Origin of the sequence: Entomomonas moraniae (genome assembly GCF_003991975.1) — a bacterium.
Classification (GTDB): Bacteria; Pseudomonadota; Gammaproteobacteria; order Pseudomonadales; family Pseudomonadaceae; genus Entomomonas; species Entomomonas moraniae.
This window is the reverse complement of the sequence record NZ_CP029822.1, coordinates 532,520-554,289: the sequence shown is the minus strand read 5'-3', so window position 1 is coordinate 554,289 and position 21,770 is coordinate 532,520. Positions and strand designations below refer to the sequence as shown.

At 43.9% G+C, this 21,770-nt stretch carries 11 protein-coding genes; 9 read left to right on the top strand and 2 right to left on the bottom strand.

Translation table 11 applies throughout. The features are described from left to right. The first annotated feature begins 210 nt into the window (after nucleotides 1-210). From tssI (DM558_RS02640) to DM558_RS02620, 5 genes are all read left to right on the top strand, one after another. Nucleotides 211-2,766, top strand: coding sequence for a type VI secretion system tip protein TssI/VgrG (tssI, locus tag DM558_RS02640; RefSeq protein ID WP_127161927.1), 2,556 nt, complete (start codon nucleotides 211-213; stop codon nucleotides 2,764-2,766). Then, entirely contained in the window at nucleotides 2,766-3,554 is a 789-nt protein-coding gene (locus DM558_RS02635; RefSeq protein ID WP_127161926.1) for a DUF4123 domain-containing protein, read from the top strand. Before tssI (DM558_RS02640) ends, DM558_RS02635 begins: the two co-directional genes overlap by 1 nt. 34 nt (nucleotides 3,555-3,588) lie before the next feature. Next, nucleotides 3,589-8,802 (top strand): peptidoglycan DD-metalloendopeptidase family protein, encoded by a 5,214-nt coding sequence (locus DM558_RS02630; protein WP_127161925.1) that lies wholly within the window; start codon nucleotides 3,589-3,591, stop codon nucleotides 8,800-8,802. A gap of 11 nt (nucleotides 8,803-8,813) precedes the next feature. Next, on the top strand, nucleotides 8,814-9,848 hold the full coding sequence (locus DM558_RS02625) for a hypothetical protein (protein WP_127161924.1): 1,035 nt from the start codon (nucleotides 8,814-8,816) through the stop codon (nucleotides 9,846-9,848). A 397-nt stretch (nucleotides 9,849-10,245) separates the two neighbouring features. Beyond that, nucleotides 10,246-10,659, top strand: a complete 414-nt coding sequence (locus DM558_RS02620; protein ID WP_127161923.1) for a hypothetical protein — start codon at nucleotides 10,246-10,248, stop codon at nucleotides 10,657-10,659. Between the two features lie 19 nt (nucleotides 10,660-10,678). Here DM558_RS02620 and DM558_RS02615 read toward each other — a convergent pair whose 3' ends face one another. Together DM558_RS02615 and DM558_RS02610 are read right to left on the bottom strand one after the other, a co-directional pair. Continuing rightward, the gene (locus DM558_RS02615) at nucleotides 10,679-11,995 is read right to left on the bottom strand and encodes a tyrosine-type recombinase/integrase (RefSeq protein WP_323368275.1); all 1,317 of its coding nucleotides are present in this window, start codon (nucleotides 11,993-11,995) and stop codon (nucleotides 10,679-10,681) included. A gap of 369 nt (nucleotides 11,996-12,364) precedes the next feature. After that, nucleotides 12,365-12,727 (bottom strand): hypothetical protein, encoded by a 363-nt coding sequence (locus DM558_RS02610; RefSeq protein WP_127161921.1) that lies wholly within the window; start codon nucleotides 12,725-12,727, stop codon nucleotides 12,365-12,367. Nucleotides 12,728-12,880: 153 nt separating this feature from the next. Here DM558_RS02610 and DM558_RS02605 point away from each other — a divergent pair, with 153 nt between their 5' ends. The 4 genes from DM558_RS02605 (at nucleotide 12,881) to DM558_RS02590 (ending at nucleotide 21,768) form a co-directional block, all read left to right on the top strand. Continuing rightward, nucleotides 12,881-13,168, top strand: coding sequence for a hypothetical protein (locus tag DM558_RS02605; protein ID WP_127161920.1), 288 nt, complete (start codon nucleotides 12,881-12,883; stop codon nucleotides 13,166-13,168). 241 nt (nucleotides 13,169-13,409) lie between these two features. Then, nucleotides 13,410-16,253 carry a type VI secretion system tip protein TssI/VgrG gene (gene tssI / locus DM558_RS02600; RefSeq protein ID WP_127161919.1) on the top strand — a complete coding sequence of 948 codons (2,844 nt, stop codon included), beginning with the start codon at nucleotides 13,410-13,412 and terminating at the stop codon, nucleotides 16,251-16,253. Next, a complete protein-coding gene (locus DM558_RS02595; RefSeq protein ID WP_127161918.1) occupies nucleotides 16,250-16,981 on the top strand; it encodes a DUF4123 domain-containing protein in 732 nt (243 codons plus the stop codon). The genes tssI (DM558_RS02600) and DM558_RS02595 overlap by 4 nt, the downstream gene beginning before the upstream one ends. Further along, on the top strand, nucleotides 16,981-21,768 hold the full coding sequence (locus DM558_RS02590; RefSeq protein WP_127161917.1) for an RHS repeat-associated core domain-containing protein: 4,788 nt from the start codon (nucleotides 16,981-16,983) through the stop codon (nucleotides 21,766-21,768). Before DM558_RS02595 ends, DM558_RS02590 begins: the two co-directional genes overlap by 1 nt. Nucleotides 21,769-21,770 lie beyond the last annotated feature (2 nt).

Here is a 21,770-nt window from a genome sequence, read left to right as displayed (position 1 = left end):
AAAGGACGTAGTAGGTTGTTATCTTTATCATGCAGAGGATAGTACTGCGTAAATAGTCTTTATTTAATGACAAAATTTAATTCACTCGACTAAAGTTTAATGTTAAAATTCCTGTATGAATTATGGGCTTATTAAGAGCTAAACAATTTCGACTGAATAAAAAAAATATTCTATGGGTTTCGTTGTACCAAGGGATAGGGAGAATGCTGTATGTTTACAGACGCCAATACCACGCACTTTACATTGTTCGTGGACGGTCTTAAAAAAGACCAAAATGCCAATAAGCCTGTTGATGAACTGACTAAAAAATCGAGCTTTTCAAAACCAACGGGTATTGTTAGTAATAATAACAATACTGAGTCGGATAGTTTGAATGCAGGTTTAGCTGATAGCTTATCTGAGCTAACCTCCAGTGTAACTTCTGGGTTAAGTGGTATTGGCTCTTCTTTGATGGGTGGACTTGGGGGGTTAACCAAAAGTGCTAGCAGCCTTGATCCTTTTACGACATTGCAACAAGCCAATGAACTAAAAGCCTCGCTAGGTGCATTAAGCAACAAGAATAATAACCGTGATGATCAAGAAAAACCTAAAACAGCTGTAGATCGGTTACAGATTTTAAGCATTAATGGTTACGAAGGTATTTCCACGCCGTATGCGTTCGAGGTGGTGCTCGTTAACGAATTTGTGCGTTTTGATATTTCCAGTTTACTCAGCAAGCCGGTATTTATTGCCTTTACACCAGACGGTAAAAACGGCGATGGTATTCATGGCGTTGTCAATTCAGTCAAGAGAGGCGCTATTGGTCAGCACTATGCCACCTTTTCGATCGTGGTCACCCCACGCTTTACTAATTTGCAACGCCGCGTAAACCAAAGAAAGTTCGTCGGCAAGACCACGCCGGAGATTATCAAAGTTATTCTTGAAGAACACGGCATTTTAGAAGGGGCTGAAGGTGGCTTTGAATTCAAATTTAAAGAAACCTATCCCGTGCGTGATTTCTGTGTGCAGTACTCAGAGTCGGATTTCTCTTTTGTTTCGAGACTCTGTGAAGAAGAAGGCATCGCCTATTCCTTTCGTCATAATGCAACAAGCCACACGATGGTATTCACTGATGCAACCCCCTACTTCCCTACTATAGCCGATGCCGTTAAATTCATGAACGACTCTGGCCTTGTGGCCGATAGTAAAGTCTTAAAATACTTTGATGTCACCTTAGCGACACGTCCTCAGAACGCTTCTTGGCGCGATTATAATTTTCAGACAGCCAAAACCCCTGAAGGCAATAGTGAAGGTAAGCTGAGCGAAAAAGCCAACCAAGCACAAGAACCTAAACTCGAATTTTACGATTATCCTTCCAGTGGTATGGACAAAGCCAGAAACGAACAACTGGCTAAAGTGCAAATTGAGCGTCTAAGAGCTGACCACCTTGTAGGTGAAGGCTATTCCGATCGCAGTGATTTTCATGCGGGGTATTTTATTACCATCGAAGACCACCCTGATATTGAAACCATGGATGCCAAAAAGCCCTGGTTAATTACCCACATCAAACACAAAGCCTACCAACCGCAAGTATTAGAAGCCTTTGGTAGTGCCAGCAGTGCCCAGAGCACTATGCCGAGTCAAATAGCTAAGTTCCTTGATACCGACATAGAACTTGAATTCCCAGTACAAAACCAACAACAAGGTTACTTCAACGTATTCACAGCAATACCGCAAGAGATTACCTTCAGACCCAAGCACCGTCATCCTAAACCGCAAGTATTGGGAAGTCAAACAGCCGTAGTAACGGGCGCAGCGGGTGAAGAAATCTACTGTGATGAATACGGGCGTGTGAAGATTCAGTTTCATTGGGATAGGGAAGGAATTTTTGACGAAAACTCCAGCCATTGGATACGTGTTGCCTCCAACTGGGCACACGATGGTTATGGTACGGTCGTTATTCCCAGAGTGGGTATGGAGGTTAAAGTGGATTTCCTCGAAGGAGACCCAGACCAACCCATTATCACCGGCGCGATTCATAATGGTGTGAATAAAGTGCCGTATGACTTACCAGCGAACAAAACCCGAAGCGTCTTCAAAACCTCCTCCTCAAAAGGTGGTGTCGGCTCAAATGAGCTACGAATCGAAGACAAAGCCGGCCAAGAACAAATCTTTGTACAAAGCCAAAAAGACTTTGACCAACTAACTAAAAACAACCACACGGTACAAGTGAACAACAACTCACATTTACAAGTCAATAACGAACACTCAGAGACTATCAAAGGTAATCGTTACCAACACCAGCTCGCTGAGGAACACCATCTGACAACGCTTGACCGTAAAACTCAGGTGATGATGAATGACAACACAACCGTAGGGATGACCCAACACACCACCGTAGGAACAGTCCAAACCATCCAAGCAGGGCAAGAAGTGCATTTGAAAGCGGGGATGAACATCGTGATCGATGGTGGCTTGAGCCTCACCCTCAAAGCAGGGGGCCAACACATCGTATTAAACCCTGCAGGCATCTGGATGACCATGCCCGTCTGGACGGGCGGCATACCGATGATGGGCACACCCGCCATGCCACTACCACCGCTCAACATGACAAAAAGCGTGGCTGCTACGACTGCACCACCTGTAGTACTCCACCAAATGGCCAAAGCAGAAAAAGAACACACCCCCATCGTCGCCCTCTGCCCAAAAAAACAAGGCAGAAGCCCTATGGAATGCCCACTCTCCGATTGCCCATGCCGCAAAAAACTGCTTGAAGGTAACGCCTAATGAACTACCTACTGGCCGAACCCCAAAAAGAAATCATCAAAAAAGCGTATAGCGGGAAATTTACCCACCCCCAAATAAGCTACCTCTTTGATGAAACCGAAATGCCAGAACTCAAAGAAACAGGCCCTGTGCTTCTCTGCGACAACACAACAGACGAACAAACCCTCAAACAACTCCTCCAAAAAAATGCAGGGCTGCTCATCACCAGCCGTCATAGCAAAGAAGACATCCTCGCCCAACTCAGGCACAACCTCTTTGTCTACTTCAAACCCGACCAAATAGGCATCTTTCGCTACTATGATCCTTTTATTGCCAGCTACTTCTTTCCTAGCTTAAGCGAGCAAGAAACAGCCGACTGGCTAGGGCCCATCCAAAGCATCCAATGGTACAACGCCAACTGGCGAGACAAAGCCACCCAAAGCGACCACTGGCAAAGCCATACCAACCCAGCGGCTAAAGACTGGCAACTCAATGCTGAGCACTTAAAAACAAAGCCCGTGCTCACCAACAACCAAAATTTAGCGCTGCAAGACATGCAACAAGAAAAGTTCGCCTACCACTGGCAACAAAGTGCGCACAAAAATCCAAACCAAATAAATATTGATAGCATCATCCTTTGGGTCAAGCAAGGCATACGAGATGGTTTTATCAGTGAGTACGACCTAAACAGATACCTATCACTTAGAGCACAATACCCCACCGTAAAAGCGCCAACCCAATGGCCAAGCCAAGAGATAGAAGACAAAATTATCTACCTACAATACTACCTACAAACAGCAGCGAGCTAACAAGGTCACGGTTAAAAGTTAAAAGGAATAAAAAATGGCAGAATATTATCAACCCAAAGGTTTCACAAAAAGCACTGACGAAAGCACCCTTTTTGGCAGTGACCGAATCAATATAAATAAGCGAGTAATCTACCCACATGGCGGCGATGATTGGAAAGCAACACGTAAAACTCCAATCCCAGCAGCAGCAGATGGTGAAGTCACCATGACCCCATGGGATAAAAGTGGTTTTGGCCACTACATCGTATTAAAACATAAAAACCCAAAAAATATTGAAGTAGTCACCATCTATGGCCATATGGACGAGCCGTCCCCTTTAGCTGTAGGTAGCCAAGTAAAAAAAGGCGATATTGTTGGCTACTCAGGCCAAACGGGTAATGCAACAGGCTACCACATGCATTTTGAAATCAGAGAAAGAGGCTTCTACGGTGGAGACCCAGTTGACCCCTCAACCTACGATCTTTCACAACTAAAAAGTACAACGCCAGCAGCGCAGCCAGAAACTCAAACTAACACCGAGCAGGGTGCAAACGATACCGCTGATACGAGCGAGACTGATGCCACAATAGACGAAACCTCCCAAACCAAACCAGCTATCGATTCAATTTGTACGGTTAGCGCCTGTACCGAAGAACAATTTATAGTTCAAATTATCGGGAAAGACCACCCCACAGGGCAAAGAATCTATATTACCGATGAAAAAGGGCAAGAAATCGCCCAACAGCCTGAAAAAGAAAAAATAGAACAAACAGACGCAACCACCCTAAGCATATTGCACAAATGGGACTGGGAAAAACACAAAAACAAACAACGTAACGCCTACCTAGAAATTGCCACCACCGAAGGTAAACCGATACACCTCAACCTAATCAACAATGCGGACATAACCGAAAAACAAACAGACCAACAAATCCACCAAATAGTTCCCATCGTGCCTTGCACCATTGTCAAAGGTATAAAAAGTAGCCAAGACAGCGGAGTCCCCGTTATCGCACGCTCAGGGTTCTTCTATATTTTTGAAAATAGCGGTGGCAAAACAAAACTATGGCGAGAAGTGCAAATCATCACCAAAGACAACAGCACAACCGTTTATAAAGATATCCCCATACAAGATGAAAAATACTACCAACAAGGAAAATACCAAGGTGGTATACGTAAAGCCACAGGCGTAGAACTTAAAGAAATCTGGATACCCAATTTCTGGAGTATTGTACAAAAAAACAACACCCAAGCTTATCTAGAAAGAAAAACCTACAACAAATTTTTCTATTCAGAAATACAACTCAGCGCTGCACGTCTAAACAAAATACTCAATAAAGGTAATATAGAGCGCCCCTATACATACGTACAACCCACAAGCCTAAATATCAATACCCAAAGCTTTAAAAACCTACCCCTAAAAGGTAAAAAACTACTAGACAGTTATAAAGATCTCGATGTGGGCTACCAAACATGGCAAAACTACGCTACTGCCCAAGGAGATGTGGCTGTAAAAAACCTATTACTCAACTGCTACCCAGCCACTGCCATCGCCCCCCACCGCCAACGAGACGTAGACTTAGAACTACTCCTCATTCACCCAGCCAACTACCTCTATGATCTAGAAAACACCTATTTCAAAGAAAACAAACAACTGGCCGATACCTTTCTAGCCAATGCCAAACAAGGTAACAAAACCCAAAAGAAACATCGAATAGAATTCACTGCGCTACTGCCCAAAATACAAAGCCAACTCATCACCAAAAAAGTAGACAGTACCCAAAGTAATTTTGGCGAAAAATCAACCATCAATACACTGGTAAAAGAAACCATCGTCAACATCACTGAAAGCATTGGTCAAATAAACAACGCACCCCAAGACATCAGCCAAGACATAGGCGCAGGCAAAAACATACTTCAAGATGCCCACGACCGACAAATATGCTGCATCACCGTAGAAGATCACCACTACCACACACGGCAACTCACCGCCTCAATACTCATCGCACACGAATTACTGGGCGCATCCGTAGCACTCGCCACCCAACAAAAATACTTTGATTCAGCCATTCTTGTGCAACGGCTAATATGCCCCCAATACCTAGGCAACAAACTAAACCCCCTGCATGAACACCTACAAAAGCTCGATCAATACGGCCTCAAGCAACTCGCCGTCAATAGCTGTGCTCATGAAAGAGGGCTAGCGACTGACCAATACAACAAATCACAATCTAAACTACTAAAAACCTTTACCGACAAAAACTCCCCCTATTTCCACATCTGGGTCGACCACCTAAGCCAAGACCCAAAAGAACTCTATACACCTGCCTACAACAACCTCGTCACCACACTAGGCACACTAAGCACCAACATAGCTCACGTTGACCCTTTCAATAGCGATGGCTACATCGTTATAGGCGATGAATACCTAGGGGGTTATGACAAAACCCTTAACAAAAGCATCACCGCCTACATCACCGACATGAGCCAAATCCTAAACCACCCCATGCACCAGCTCCTCTTTAGTGATCTAGACAAAGACACCCTTAAAAAGCCCTACGTCAGACCACAAAAACTTGTAGAAAACGATGGCACAGGCAAAGCCCGTCTCCACCTACTGGCAGAGTTTAGAAAAACATCAGGCAACACCATCGCCGATGAATACACCCAAATCAGCTACGACGCAAAACTAATAGGAGACCTTATAAAATCAGGCAGCGTGTCAGACCTCGCCAATGGCTCAGCCAAAGCATTTGCTGGCATTATTGGCATGATGGGAGGAACACTCCAAGGCTTTATTGAAAATGCCGTCAAACAACTAAAAGAAGATGAGCAAGCCCTAGCAGAAGCCCAAGGCCGCCTGAGCCAAGCCCAAAAAAATGTCCAAACGGCTCAGCAAAACCAAGAAACCGCAGATACCCAAGCAGGCACAAGTAAACAAACCCTAGACCAAGCCACACGACAAAACCAAACGGCCGACACCCAACTTGAGCAAGCCAAACAGCAACACCAACAAACCACCCAACAAATAGGGGGGGCAGAAACCACTGCCCAACAAACCGCGGGCGAAGTAAACCAACGAACCACCCAAGTTCAAACAGACCAACGCCAAGTAACCATTGCCCAAGGGCAAACCACCCAAGCCAACCAACAACTTGACCGAGCCAATGAAACAGCAACCGACAGCGCACAAGTAAGCACCGAATACCACACAAGACTAGAACAACGCCAAACTGCCAGCACACAAGCAGGCCAAACTGCCAACACCCACATCAACAACGCCATACGAAATGGCCAAGGGCTGGCTAACATCGAACTCTACACAGGAGTCGAAGTACCTGTTTGGCAAGCCGTACTCTTTCAACGCACCCGCGAAGTGATGCAAGGCACCCCCATTGAAAATGCATTCATCAGCACCTTAATTCGCCGTCGACAAGGCACCAGTGCCACCCAACGCATGACGCTAGTCCACGTCAACTACCGTGCGCCCAATGGCATCACCGCACAACGCCTATTTGGTGAAATTATTGATGAAGCCATAGACCCCCAAACAGGCCAAACCAACACCACCACCATCGGCACAACCCGCCAAACCACCGCCCGAGGTACAGGGCTTTCAACCGCCAGCAAAACCGACTACCCTGTGATTGTCGCCTATGAAGACAGCCCACTGGCACAATCCATGCGCCAAATAGAAATCACCAACCAACAACTACAACAAGCCGCTAACGACTACGACCAAGTCAGCCAAATTGCCGAAGAAGACCAACAAGTCCTCAACCAAGCCCGTGCACGTCAACAAGCCGCACAAAGTGCCGAGCAAAGCGCCCAACAACAACTGCGCAATAGCCAACAATCACTCGATAAAGCCATCGAGGCCGACAACCGCGCCCAAACCAACCTAAAAAACCTACGCGCTCAACAAAGTGCCGACAAACAAGCCCTTGCCAATGCCGAAGCCATGGCCACCGCCGCCAAAAGCAATTTAGCACAAGCCCAAGCGGCTCACACCGCCAATATCGCCAAACAACAACAAGCCGCCCAAGAGTTAGTAGCCGCCAACGGCCACTACAACCAAGTGGAAGCAGAGGTACAACAACGCCAACAAACCGCGAATGCCTCTAAAGCCAAAACCACCACCTTACAAAATAACAGATTGGCCAAAGCGTTAGACTCAACCTCGGTTAAAGCTGCAGTACTAGCCTTTCAGGGGTATAATCTATACCAAAGTTATCAAGCAATTACTCAGGCAAGAAATACTGAAAATTTATCTAGATCTATAGCTGGCGTAGCTCTTTCATCTACTGATGTTTTAATAGCTTTTGAAGATTTAGCAGTTAAGCTATATCCTGAGCGCAGTAAAATAACCTTTATGCGTAAAGAGCTTTATAGGCTTGATGCCAGTAAACTGCCTGCAATTTTTAAAGAAGGCAGTGTCCTAGCCCGTAAAACAATCGTTACTCGCTTAATGTTTAGTCAAGTGGTGTTAGGGGTTATTGGGGCAGGCGTCAGTGCCTATGATCTGTATTACAGCATCAGCATCAATGAGAACAGTACCGTTATTGGTGCAGGCGTGTTAAGCGTAATCGGCGGCCTAATTACTGCCTTCTCTCCTTATTTAGTCGGCACCGCAGGCACCTTCTTACTTATCAACCCCATCGGTTGGGTGGGGATTATCATTGCCGCCATCGCCTTGGCCGTGGCCTACTGGTACAGCTCGAACGACATTGAACTATGGCTAGTCAACGGCCCCTTCGGTAACCCCAATGCCACTGGTTCTAAACTCGACTACTTGAAAGACCCTGTGGAGGCCTACTACCAATTGGTTAATCTCTTTGCAAACATAAAAATATCCAACCGTACTAAAGATATTCGCGTGGGGGCATTTGCCTATTCAGCCGACGAAATTACCGTGACGAGCCAATTACAAGGCATACTCGGTAATACCAATGACTTAACCGTTGATGCTGCCTACAGCCGCATGCTGAGTGATACCATCCCCGCCAGCTTCTCAAAAGACCATGGTTATCCAAAAATACTGCCAAATGGCATGGTATATCTGGTGGATAATAAACCAACAGGCTTGGCAGGTGGTTCATTCTCACTGCAAGTACGCGCTCAGTTTAAAACCAAATACCGTGGGCACGATTTTTATTTCCCTGCACCCAAAATAAAAGATAAAATCTCCTACCAAGCCGCGGCTGAGTACCCCATTAATTTAGATAAAACAGGCCAACCTTTTTGGGCAGACCAATCGGACAATAAATAACAGGATCATCTATGGACACTAACCACTACGCCGACACTGCCTACTACTCAGGGCGCATACCCAACCAAGCCGATGCCCACAAACAACCGTGGCTACAAAAACTCGCCCAAATGCGCCTACCGTGGGGGCGCGCCAAAGTCAATATTGCCCCCATGAGCCTGTTTGGCGACGACATGTCCCCAAATATTATTCGCTTAAAAGAACAATTCAAACAACAACTGACCGAACAAAACAAGCAACTCCAACAACAACCCGTTGTCGATCTCGCCGCCATCGCCCACAACCAAATCAATAACGACATTAACCACCAACACTTTATCTACCGCCCTGCCCCCCGAGTGATACGCTTTGGTCTATTTCTTTGGGGAATGGGGAAGGTTGGAACCCCATTATTTGTAGGAGTATTAATATTTACTTACCTATTAGTTTTAACAGTAAAACCTTTTACAGAAACCAATATGGCATTTGGTATAGTCGCTGTTTTAATTATAGTACCCCTATTATTACTTTGGCTCATCGGCTACCTTATTGCCTTCAAACTTCCCGAAGGCAGTGCCCGCAATCGCCGCCCAAAGTGGGAACTCAATCGCCAAACAGGCATGGTAACTGCCTACACCAAGCGCGACAGCTTTAGCGCCCCCTTTTACGAATGGGATGCCTACATCAACGTCATCCCCACCAACACAGGGACGATGATCGGTAAACTCTACCTTGCCCACCGCTACCAGCCTCAGGTTATCGACCTCTCCATCTTAGCCCCCATGGGCTCAACCACCCAACAACTCTACGCCGCGTGGGATTTTATCCAAACCTACATGGACACAATGCAAGCCCTGCCCGATATCCCCCTACTCGAAGAATTTAGAACACTCGACCCCCGTACCGTAGAAATGGATGCCGTCACCCAACGCCAACCTAACTACTGGCTTAACATGAGTGATGACGAATGGAAAAAACAACAAACCTTTATGCAATCCTGCATCACCCACATCGACACCGAACAACGCCCCAACCTCATGGCCAACTATGTGAACTATGGACAATAACCACTACGCCGACACTGCCTACTACTCAGGGGGCATCCCCAAACAGGCCGATGCCCCCAAACAGCCGTGTCTACAAAAGCTCGCCCAAATGTAAGCGTCTGGTAAAGCACACCTAGCATTTTAAACGAACATTATTATCTGGCAATTATGCAGATTACTTTTTATTCGTAAGCATCCGGCAAATAGCACCTATCTTTTTAAAATAAAATTATTGTTGAGATTATATTCTATTCCAAGGAAGTAGCGATTCAATATCGGGTTGTTTTTGCGCTAGGGTATTTAAGCAGTCTTGTAGGTAGCTAAATGTGTTATGTATGATTAGTGAATTTGGCTTTATATAAGTAACGCTTAATTTTAATCAATCAAAAAATCGCCAACAATAAGCAAGGTAAAGAAGATGACCACACAAGAGAATTGTACTACTTCATTTATAAATCTTGATTTAGAACTCCTGTCACCATTTGACTTAAGCCCTATCAAAGACTATTGGGGAACATCAGTTTTTCCATTAACCTGTGATTTTTTTGAGCGCAATTTTTATTTATGTGTAGAACCTGTATTTAATGAGAACGAAAGTTGTACGGTTTATCATTGCACAGAAATTATGTTAAATGTGCTTGAACAACTGCCAACAGAACATAAAATATTGCTAGACAGCTGTACATCTTGTGTTTTTGATTATGGATTTGACATTGGTGCTAATGATAGTCCACCATTTCAGGTCGAACTAACCCCCATTCAACTGACACGCATCGCCGCATTAAATATAACTGTAAGAGTAACTATTTACTCCTATAGTCACGACGATTAAGTATGGGTGAAAGTAGCGATTATTCAATAAGACGTTCAATGTATTTTCCCAATTCTTCCCATGCTTCCTTCATTTCTTTGTGGTAGTTATGTCGTTGATAAACTCTCTTTACTTTGTTTTCTTCGGTATGGTTTAGACAGCGTTCTGCTACTTCGGGCAGTACACCGAGTTTGGTCATGATGGTCGCACCGGTTCTTCTTAGGTCATGAGGTGTCCATTTGCCACCTTGTAGTGTGAGTGCTTGGGGTTGTTGGCTACGGCAGCTCCATATGGCTTGGCCTTCTGGACGTTGTCGATCGCTGATTTGTTTGGTGATGGTTTTGGTGGAGACGTGGCTATCTTGGGTTCTATTGGGGTAGCACCAGGTGCTGTGGTTTTTGAGTTGGTGTAGTTGTTTGAAGTAGTTGAGGGCTAGGTTGGAAAGGAAGATGGTGTGGGGTTTGCCATTTTTGCTGTGCTCTGCGGGTATGGTCCATATTTTTTCTTGCCAGTTGATGTCTTGCCATTTGGCTTGTAGAAGTTCGCCTATTCGACAGCAGGTGGTTAGACAGATCCAGACGGCTAGTTGGGTGGGTGGAATCAGTCCGGCATTTGGCAGTTGTTTAGCAAGGGCTTTGATTTCTTGGTCGTCAAGAATTCTGTCTCTCTCGGTAGAGCGCCCTCCTATTTTGGCTTTGCGGATACTGGCAGTAGGGTCGTATTCGATGATGTCTCGATCGACTGCAAAACGAAACATTTGTCGCATCAGGGAGAGGATTAGTTTGGCCATGCGGTTGACACCACGGCTGAGTATTTGATCAACAACATGGGTAATATCGCCTTTTTTTATATCTTCTACTACCATTTCTCCAATTAAGGGTAGGACGTCTTTATGGAACATGCGCTTAATTTCAGCGCCTTGGTCTTTGCGATTGATTAGGTCTACTTTTAACCAGTGCTCAAATAGGGTGGTTACGGTAATACGGGCCGCTTTTTGGGCTTGTTCTTGTTGTAGCTGTATCAGTTGTAGGTCTTGTTCAACGCGTTTTCTAGCCTGCTCTGATTCGATATGTTCACGGATATCGCGAATGCCTGTTTTGTGTAGTCCTGCCAGTTCTTTGGCGTACATTGAGGCTTGGGCCAGTGTCATGTACCCTTCTCTGCCCTCTCGACCATAGGTACCAATGGGATAGGTAATGCGTGTTCCTTGGCTATTGCAATATCGAAAATAGAATAAGCGCTCTCCACTGACGGTAATACGACCGACTAAACTGCCATGACCCCAGATAGCGGTTTCGCTAAACCATTTGTCTTTGTTTTCTGCTTTGGAGGACATTTGTTTGTCAGTAATCGCCATAATAAATCCCTAGATAGATAAGATTCACATATTTTAACTAAGTTGCCAATTAGTTGCCATTTGTGTCAGGTTTATATGGTATTTTATTGGAGGTGGTTAGACAATGATTTTTTAGTTTTTTTGTATAGACTGCTATTTTCAATGCTTTTAATAGATTAGTTGGATTTCATTGAATTTGATTAGATGATTATTTACCTTTATAGCATGCAAGGGGTCAGCGGTTCGATCCCGCTTAGCTCCACCAATTAAATCAATAAGTTACAGCCACTCCTCTCTTTCCTTGTTTCAAAAAACTTTTCAAGGGGTACACTAAGGGGTACACTAGAAAAAAGCTTTAATTAGATTTGCTTGTATCGCTTCAGAAAATACTTATCCACTTATCTCACTTTTTTCCTTTTTCTTATCGTTAGCCATTTGCTGATAAGATAGTTCTATCACTTGCTTTATCATATCCTGGATATTTTTATTGTAATGTTGGCATAGTTCATCTAGTTGTGACTTAGTTGTTTCGACCATGAAAGTGTTGAGCCGTTTTAACTCTTTTGTCTTGTCTCTAAATTTACGTTGCGTTAGCGCTTTGCCTAGTTTACTTTTGAGATCTTTTTTATCACGTATATCCAGAATATCAAACATGGCATAGATAGCCTGATACCGCTCATCTTCATTAACAGGTTTATTTTCTAAAGCTAAATCATATACTTCAAGAGCTCCTTCTAACACTCTTTCTTGCATAAATTTCTTAATATAAGTATAGGTCCATTTGCAGTTCTCGATATCTTTTTTATTTAAATTATCTAGCCAATCACAAGTTATTGCATTTGAAACATTACCCCAAGATTCTTTGTGGGTTTGGGTGCTAGTTTGGTTTTATATTAGGAGATGATAATGAGTCGAGTCATTGTTTATCAAGGTTTAATACTGGCTATACTAATAAGTGTTTATGGCTGTTCTGATGAAAACGCTCAGTTTAAAGGAGAGTATCTAGCGGCGTGTCTGCAAGCGGGCATGAGTAAAAAGGTTTGTCGCTGTGCTTATGATAAAACCGAAGCAAACTACTCAATAGCTGACATCCGTCGTTTTACACTGTCGGACTATGACCACAATCCTTTAGCCAAGCAATATATGCAAGATACGTTTACATTTATGCAGAGTTGTTATGCTTCTTATCACTGATGAGTAAAAATAGTTGTTTTAATAAGTATCGTTTAATGATTATGGCATTGCTTTTATTGAATGATGTTTTTTTTTGACAAGCATTATTAAACCAAAAAACGCCAAAATCTATTTGGCGTTAACCCTATAAAAAGTTATACTACAAAAGTAGTAAAAAAGACTCAAGCAACCTAAATAAAATTTAGTAATATCAAGGTTGCTAGGCATTTTAGCACTGTCTCATTTAAAGGATGTAATCAGCATGTTCTACACAGCCAATCAAACCATCTTTAGTCTCGATATTCAGGGTGTAGAAGACAGTGAAGGTGCAAAGCTTCAGGTACTGGCTTTCGATGGTATTGAGGCAGTCAACAGTGAATACATCTTTGAAATCACCCTGGTTAGTAAACACCTGCGTTATGACATTACAAAGCTATTAAGCAAATCGGCTTATTTAGCTTTTACGCCTGATAAGAAGCAAGGCATTCATGGTGTTATTTTATCAGTGAAGCGTGCAGCCATTGGTCATGATTATTCATTATTTAAACTCATCCTATCCCCTAAATTTTATCATCTTTATAACGAAGTCGATCAACGTGCGTTTGTTAATCAATCGGTACCGGAGATTATTAGTACCGTGTTGTCTGAAAAAGGTTATCAGCAAGGCGATAACATGGACTTTGTGTTTAAGTTCAAAGAAGACTACCCAAAACGTGAGTTTTGTTGTCAGTATGAGGAAACTACTGCTCACTTTATTCACAGGTTATGTGAAGAAGAAGGGATCAATATTTTCTACCAACACTCTCAAACGAATCATTGTATGGTGTTGACCGATGATAATAATTATTTCCCGGATTTAGACAATAGCTTTACTTATGCTTCCGATACAGGGTTTGTGGCCGATCACCCCGTATTTAAGCGCTTTGATGTCAATCTAAATAGTAGTACCACCGAAGCCAGTTATCGTAATTATAATTTTGAGAACATGAAGATCCCTGAAGGCAATGCTAAGGGTGAACAAAGTAACAAAGCTAATAATGCTCAAGAGCCGAGTTTAGAGTATTACGATTATCCACAGCAACATATGAATAAAGCACGGGGTGATCATTATGCTAAAATCCAAATCGAACGCTTAAAAAGCTTTCATGTCACCGCGGAAGGCTATACGGATATTCCTGAGTTAAAGAGTGGTTATTGTTTTGAGATTGAAGGTTATCCCTCACTGGACAGTTTAGACAGTGCGGATAAGTGGTTGACGGTGCAAATCTATCATCAAGGCAGACAACCCCAAGTCATCGAAGCGTTAGGCAGTGAGGCCAGTGCGGTACAAAACACACCCTCACAACTCCATAAATACTATCGTCATCCGATTAATGAGGGGATTCAATTTCCCTTTGATGAGGAATTCAAACAAGGTTATCGTAATGTATTAGTCGGTACACCGAAAAAAACACCGCATCGTCCCGAAGCATTGCACCCTAAATCACGCGTATTAGGAAGTCAGACAGCGATTGTCACGGGCGCAGCCGGTGAGGAAATTTATTGTGATGAGTATGGGCGTATCAAGATTTTGTTTCATTGGGACAGAATTAATCCGCAAAATGAAAACTCTTCCCATTGGGTACGTGTAGCCTCAAACTGGGCGCATGATGGTTATGGGGCGGTAGTCATTCCGCGTGTAGGGATGGAGGTCAAAGTCGATTTTTTAGAGGGGGATATTGATAACCCCATCGTTACAGGGGCGATTCATAATGGCGTGAATAAGGTGCCTTATGATTTACCGGCAAATAAAACCCGTTCAGTCTTCAAAACCTCCTCATCAAAAGGCGGTGTGGGTTCTAATGAGTTAAGGATTGAGGACAAAGCCGGCCAAGAACAAATCTTTGTGCAAAGTCAAAAAGATTATGACCAATTAACCAAAAATAATCACACCGTACAAGTGAACAACAACTCACACTTGCAAGTCAATAACGAGCACAGCGAGACCATTAAAGCCAACCGTTACCAACACCAACTCGCGGAGGAACACCATTTAACGGATCTTGATCGTAAGACTCAGGTACTCATGAATGATTATAAAACCGTGGGGATCGCTGAGCATAATACCATTGGTACGGTTAAAACCACTCAAGCCGGTATGGAGATTCATTTAAAGAGTGGTCTCCAGACAGTGATTGATGGTGGATTAAGTTTAACATTAAAAGCGGGTGGACAACACATTGTATTAAACCCTGCCGGTATTTGGATGACGATGCCGGTGTGGACAGGCGGTATACCAATGGAAGGAACACCCGCGGTATCGATGCCTCCGCTGAGTAAAGCAGGTTCTGTAGCAGCCACCTCTGCGCCTGTACCACGGCCATTAACAGCGGTACAAGCCCAAACCATGGCCAGTGATGCCCCGTTTTGTTTGGAGTGTATGTTGAATGCGATGGGGATTTGTGCCACTGATTTTAGTAATAAAACAACACCAGATGCGGTATTAGACACCAATAGCTTGAACAGCAGTTTAGGGGCACCGAGCTTTGCCGGTGGCCTGACGGATGGTTTAAGCAGTAGTATGACTGGACTAACCAGCGGTGTGAGTAGCTTAACCAGCAGTATGGGTAATCTTACCAGCATGGCTGATATGAGTAGTATGGCGAATATGACCAATATCGCCAGTCTTTCTAACCTTACTGGTTCAGGCTTAGGCAGTGCCACCTCGGGTATCACAGACGGTATTGCTAATGGCAGTATTGCGGGGAGTACTTTAACCGAAGCGACACCAAGCTTTATGGGGAGTGAAGCTAGCCCCTTATCAGGCATCAGCGAAAGCTTGGGCAGTACCACCAATACGTTACAAGGCTTGGCCAAAGACCCGACTCAGGCGATTCAACAACAAGCCACCAAAGCAGCGACTGATACAGCCATGCAGGCCGTTAACAGCAACGAAACCTTAAAAACAGCCACTGAAACCGTGCAACAAGGTGCTGATTTGGCCAATAAAGCCAAGCAAACCCAAGAAACTTTAAACAATGCCACCACGGCGGCTACGACCTTAAAAACACCGGACATTAGTTCAACGACAACGGGGTTTAATCCGAATGGTGGAAATAACGTATGATTTCCACCCAACAATGGCTTGCAACGGTACCGGATAACCTAACCATCTACACATTACTGGGCAGTATTAGCGCCGCTAAACCTGTTACGGCCTACTTTAAAAAAACCAACCAAGTCAACTTAACGGCGCTATGGCAAGAAACACCCTATGCCAATTGGTTTGAGGCAATGCCTTATATTGCACCCATTCCTCGTGACAGCAAGTTCTTTGACTGGGTGGATCAAACTAAATCCAAAGATTGGGGTTGGCTTGCAGCTTCACCCTATGAGCCTGAAACCATTCGAAAGCATTTTAAAAGCCTCACCAAGGTGTTGATGCCTGATGGCATGGATGTGTTTTTTAGGTACTGGGATGGTAAATACCTCTACCCTATTCTTGAGCACCTCAACCAAAAACAACAAGCAGCTCAGCTCATTCCGGTGTTTAGTCATTATTTGATTAATCAGCAGGCGTTAGAAGTAGCACTCTCCCATAACCTGCCTGAACCTAAGGCTTATCCGTGGTGGCGGGTGGAGCAGCAGTTGATGGATAAGTTAACAGAAGCAGATAACGGCACATTAGTTGAAAACCTATTATCAGCCCTAAAAGAAGATAATGCACCTTTGTATTTAAGTTATCCAGAAAGTACATTAAGATTAAAGGCAAGCCATTTTGTTGAAATGGAAAACTATACGTTAGAAACATTAGTTAAACAGTTCAAAGCATTTTTATTAGAGGAGAGTATCTAATGTCTGTATTTTCACAGGTTATTGGCATGGATACTGCTGAGAAGGCAGATATTAACAAGATATTAAAGGATTTTAGCGAGTCTCTTAATAATTATGAAGAATGGGCAGAAGGCTATATTTCAGGTTATTTTTTAAGTGCTAATCAAAAATTTGAAGTGGGTGACGAGGTTACCACACAAGATAAAGATAATAACTCAAAAGTGGTTGTTTATAAATCATGTCCTGTATCAGAGGATAAGTTAACACTTATACATGCATTTGAAACATCAAAATTTATTCCTATCGGTAATACCCCCTTTAAAATGGAACCCGTAGTAGATCACTGGCTATGGGGGAAAGGTATCATTGCTTCCTTACCAGCCATCAATGGTACAATAGATTCCACAGGAAAGGCTGAAGTTAACTGTACGGGTGCACTAGAATATAAAATAACCTTTTATCCCAACGTTACACAAGCTCAAATTAGAGCGATGTATGATTCTTATCAATCTATATTAGGCACATTAAAAAGCTGGTTAGAAAGTCAATGGAATAAAAACTTCAAGACTAAATGGGAAATTTATAACAACGCAACCGCTACTGACAAATTAATGATGGAACTTGAGGCAGTATGGAATGCTATCATTAAAGTGCTTGAGTCTATGTGGGGTAGCATCACCCAAGTGTTTGATATCATTGCCCATCCACAAGAGCATATGACACTGCTTTTTGAGTTTTTTGGCAATACTGATTGGGAAAAAGTTTATAACACAGCAAAAGAAGGTTTGAGTAAAGCACTTATCATCGCACAAGATAAAGGGTTAATGTTTATTCTAATCTCTGCCTTAGTCGCCTGGTTTAAGATGTTACCGCCACAGGACTTAATGGCTGTAAAAACAGAACTTGCTGTTGAATTTGTTATGGGATTACTAGTTGGCGTCATGTTAACAGGCGGTGCAGGGCTAGCTGTACGCTTAGGAACTAAAGTGTTCCAAAAAGCTAATAGCCGAGGTGCTGAATTACTGAGCGAGTTAGCACATTTTTTAATGGATATTTTTAAGGGGGGGCGTTTAGAAACCCATAGCAATGTTGCTAAACCTATTGTTGTAAAAGGTGAAGGTACTGTTAAAGCTAAGGGAGCTGGTATACATATTAAAGAAAGTGATAAACCCTCCGTTAAAGCCAATAACACACCCGAACAAAAAATAGATAATAGTACACTGGTTGATCGTTCACCTAATAATAATACGGTCTTAGAAGTAGAAAATAAAAAGCCTGCACCTAACCATAATGACAGCGGTAAAAATCCTAATAACGATAAAACCGAGAGCACCAACAACACCTGTACCGATGGTGAACCTATCTCAATGGTCACTGGGGAAGAACTCCTCACCCTTACAGATGGCACCCTAGAAGGCTTAATCCCCTTTAACTGGACTCGTTTATACCGTACCAGCGCAGTAGAAATCAACACAGGGCTAGGTTATGGCTGGAGTCATAGCTTATCACACCACTTACGCTTTACAGAAAACAACGTCATTTGGACAGATCACGAAAATCGCCAAATCACCTTACCTTTACCCACAGAACAATGCCCTGCCTACACCAACAACCTTGCAGGAGCAGCTATCTACCTTGGCAACAAAGACAACGAATACATCCTCGTACAAGCCGGTGAACAAAAAAACATCTACCATTTTGCTCGCACCCAAGCCGGGGCTCAGCTAGAAGCTATTTCTGACAACTACGGCAACAAACTACACATCACCCGTGATCTCATGGGTAAAATAAAACGTATCCATAATGGAGCAGGGCGCGCGTTAATGCTTCGCTATCACAATGGACACATTATAGGGGTAGACTACCAAAAAGAAATACCAGGCGAAACCATCGAACAATCATGGCAAACCATCCACACCCTTATTACCTACGAATACAACGAACGCTCACAACTCATTAAAGCCACTAACGCCGCCAACGAAACAGAACACTACCACTACAATGAACACCATGTTATTGAACAACGCCAACTAGCGGGCGGCGCCATCTTCAACTGGCAGTGGGAAGGACAAGGCAAAAGCGTGCGTGCTATTCGCCAGTGGTCAAACTACGGACAACTGGACACCCGTTACGAGTGGGATGATAACGGTAGCGTACTTATTACCCGTAAAGATGGTAGCCAGCAACTTTATACCCATGATCAAAATGCTAAACTCATCAAACAAATCGACCCTGATGGTGCCGAAACCCTTAAAGACTACGATGACAACGGCAACCTCATTGCTGAGCGCAATGCACTAGGGGCTGAAACCCTGTACGAATACGATGACCAAAACCGTTTAAGGGCAATCCATCCAGCAGAAGCAGAACCTACCCACTACTTTTACAGCTGGGGTTTTTTAAAACAAATATGGCAAGGCGAAGCCAAATGGCATTACAAACATAACGCGCAAGGCAACATCATTGAACAAACCGATCCCCATGGCAATACTACTCAATACAGCTACACCACTACGGGTAAGATCAACACTATAAGCTACCCTGACGGCAGCACCCATGAGCTTAACTGGAACAAACTAGGGCAACTCATCGACGAAACACTCCCTCAAGGAGGCACACGTCGTTACCGCTACGATGCCATGGGACGTCAAATCATTCGTCAAGATGAACAAGGGCAAACCACCCAATTCGAATACGACCCTGTCGGGCGCCTAACACGCATTACCTTCCCCAATGGCACCAGCAAAAGCTACCGCTACAATGCCTACGGCAAAATCACCCACGAAACCGACCAGCAGGGTAAAACCACCCGTTACGACTACGTGGACAACCTCCACCTAATCAGCCAGCGCACCAATCCCGATGGCAGCACCGTACAATACCAATACAACAACACGGGGCTTAATCTCACCGACATCACCAACGAACAAGGTGAACGCTACCACCTAGACTACTACCCCAATGGACTGATTAGCCAAGAAATAGGCTTTGATGGGCGTAAAACCAGCTACCAATACGACATGGGCGGTAACCTCATCGCCAAAACCGACTATGACGACCAAGGTAACCCATACACCACCACCTACCTCCGTAGCCCAGAAGGTAAACTACTGCAAAAGACCTTACCCGATGGCAAACAAATTAACTACGCCTACAACCAACTAGGCTTGTTGCAAGCCGTAGACGATGGGCAATGGCCACTGAACTACGAATACGACATCACCGGCAAACTCACCGCCGAACACCAAGGCTGGGCAACCTTACGCTACCAATACAGCCCACTGGGTATACTAAGCCAATGTAAACTCCCAGACGGCAATGTCATTGACTACAAATACCAAAAAGGGGGCCAACTCGCCCAAATCAACCTTAACGACCAAAAACTCACCGAACACTTCTACAGCCTAGGTCAAGAAGTAGAGCGACAACAAGGCACGCTTACCAGCCAATACGACTATGATGAACAAGGTCGTCTTAAAGCCCACTTTGTTAACCATAGCACCAAAACACTGTATCAACGCAAATACCAATACAGTGCTAACGGCAACCTAGCCGCCATCGAAGACAGCCGCAAAGGGCTACGCCAATACCACTACGACCCCTTAGATAGACTTATCCAAGTTCGTGGCGATATCAGCGAAGACCTCATACATGACCCTGCGGGTAACCTACTGGCACAAGACCATAAAACCCAACAGGCCAATATCAAAGGCAACCGCCTGTTAATGCAAGGTGACAAACACTTTACCTACGATAGCTTTGGTAACCTCATCCAAGAAGCCAGAGGCCAAAACCAACAACTGATTACCCGTTACCAATATGATAGCCAACAACAACTCATCCAAGCCACCATGCCAGACGGCACGAACGCCAGCTATCAATACGACGCCTTTGGTCGCCGAATTAACAAAGTCGTTACAGATAAACTCGGTCACAAAACCAAAACCGAATTTATATGGCTATGTGAAAAACTATTAGCAGAAAGCAGCAAAGGACACTACCAAACCTACCTCTATGAACAAGGCACCTTTAAACCCCTTGCCCTATTAAAAGGCAAGGGCAAAAAAGCCGAAATTTACTACTACCAGCTTGACCATTTAGGCACACCGCAAGAGCTAACAACCGCTAACGGTTCTATTGCATGGTCTGCTAAATACAAAGCTTATGGAAGTCTCGCTGTTGCTGAGATAAAGGATGTAGAACAACCCTTACGTTTCCAAGGGCAGTACCATGACTTTGAAACAGGGCTATACTACAATAGAAATAGATACTATGCTCCTGATACGGGTAGATATATAACGCCTGACCCCATTAAACTCGCAGGTGGATTAAATAACTATCAATATTGTAATAACCCTATAGGTTGGATTGATCCATTAGGTTTAGCTTGTAAGCCTGGCGGTTGCCCTGGTGATAACAGTACAAGTACTAAGCCTGAGGAAAAAGCAGTTGTTGAGGATAATAAACCCTCTACACCAGATCCGTATACAAATTTTCCAGATGATCCTAATGAATTAACCAAAGTTTTAGGTGTTGAACCTAAGGTTTCAACAACGCAACATGGAACAACTAGGATGGTATGGGAACCAAACCAAAATATGCGGATAAGGTATGAAAGCCATCCAGGAGACTCAGGACCATTTAATGCTAGGCACCATGGAGAACATTATCATATAGAATTGAAGCCAGCAGGTACTTCATGGAATCAAGCAAATAAAAAAGGGTTAATTCAAAAAGCTTATCCCGATAATTATCAACCTGGACACGGCACGGGCTTTATTCCAGGTGAAAAACATCCAGGACTTTAACT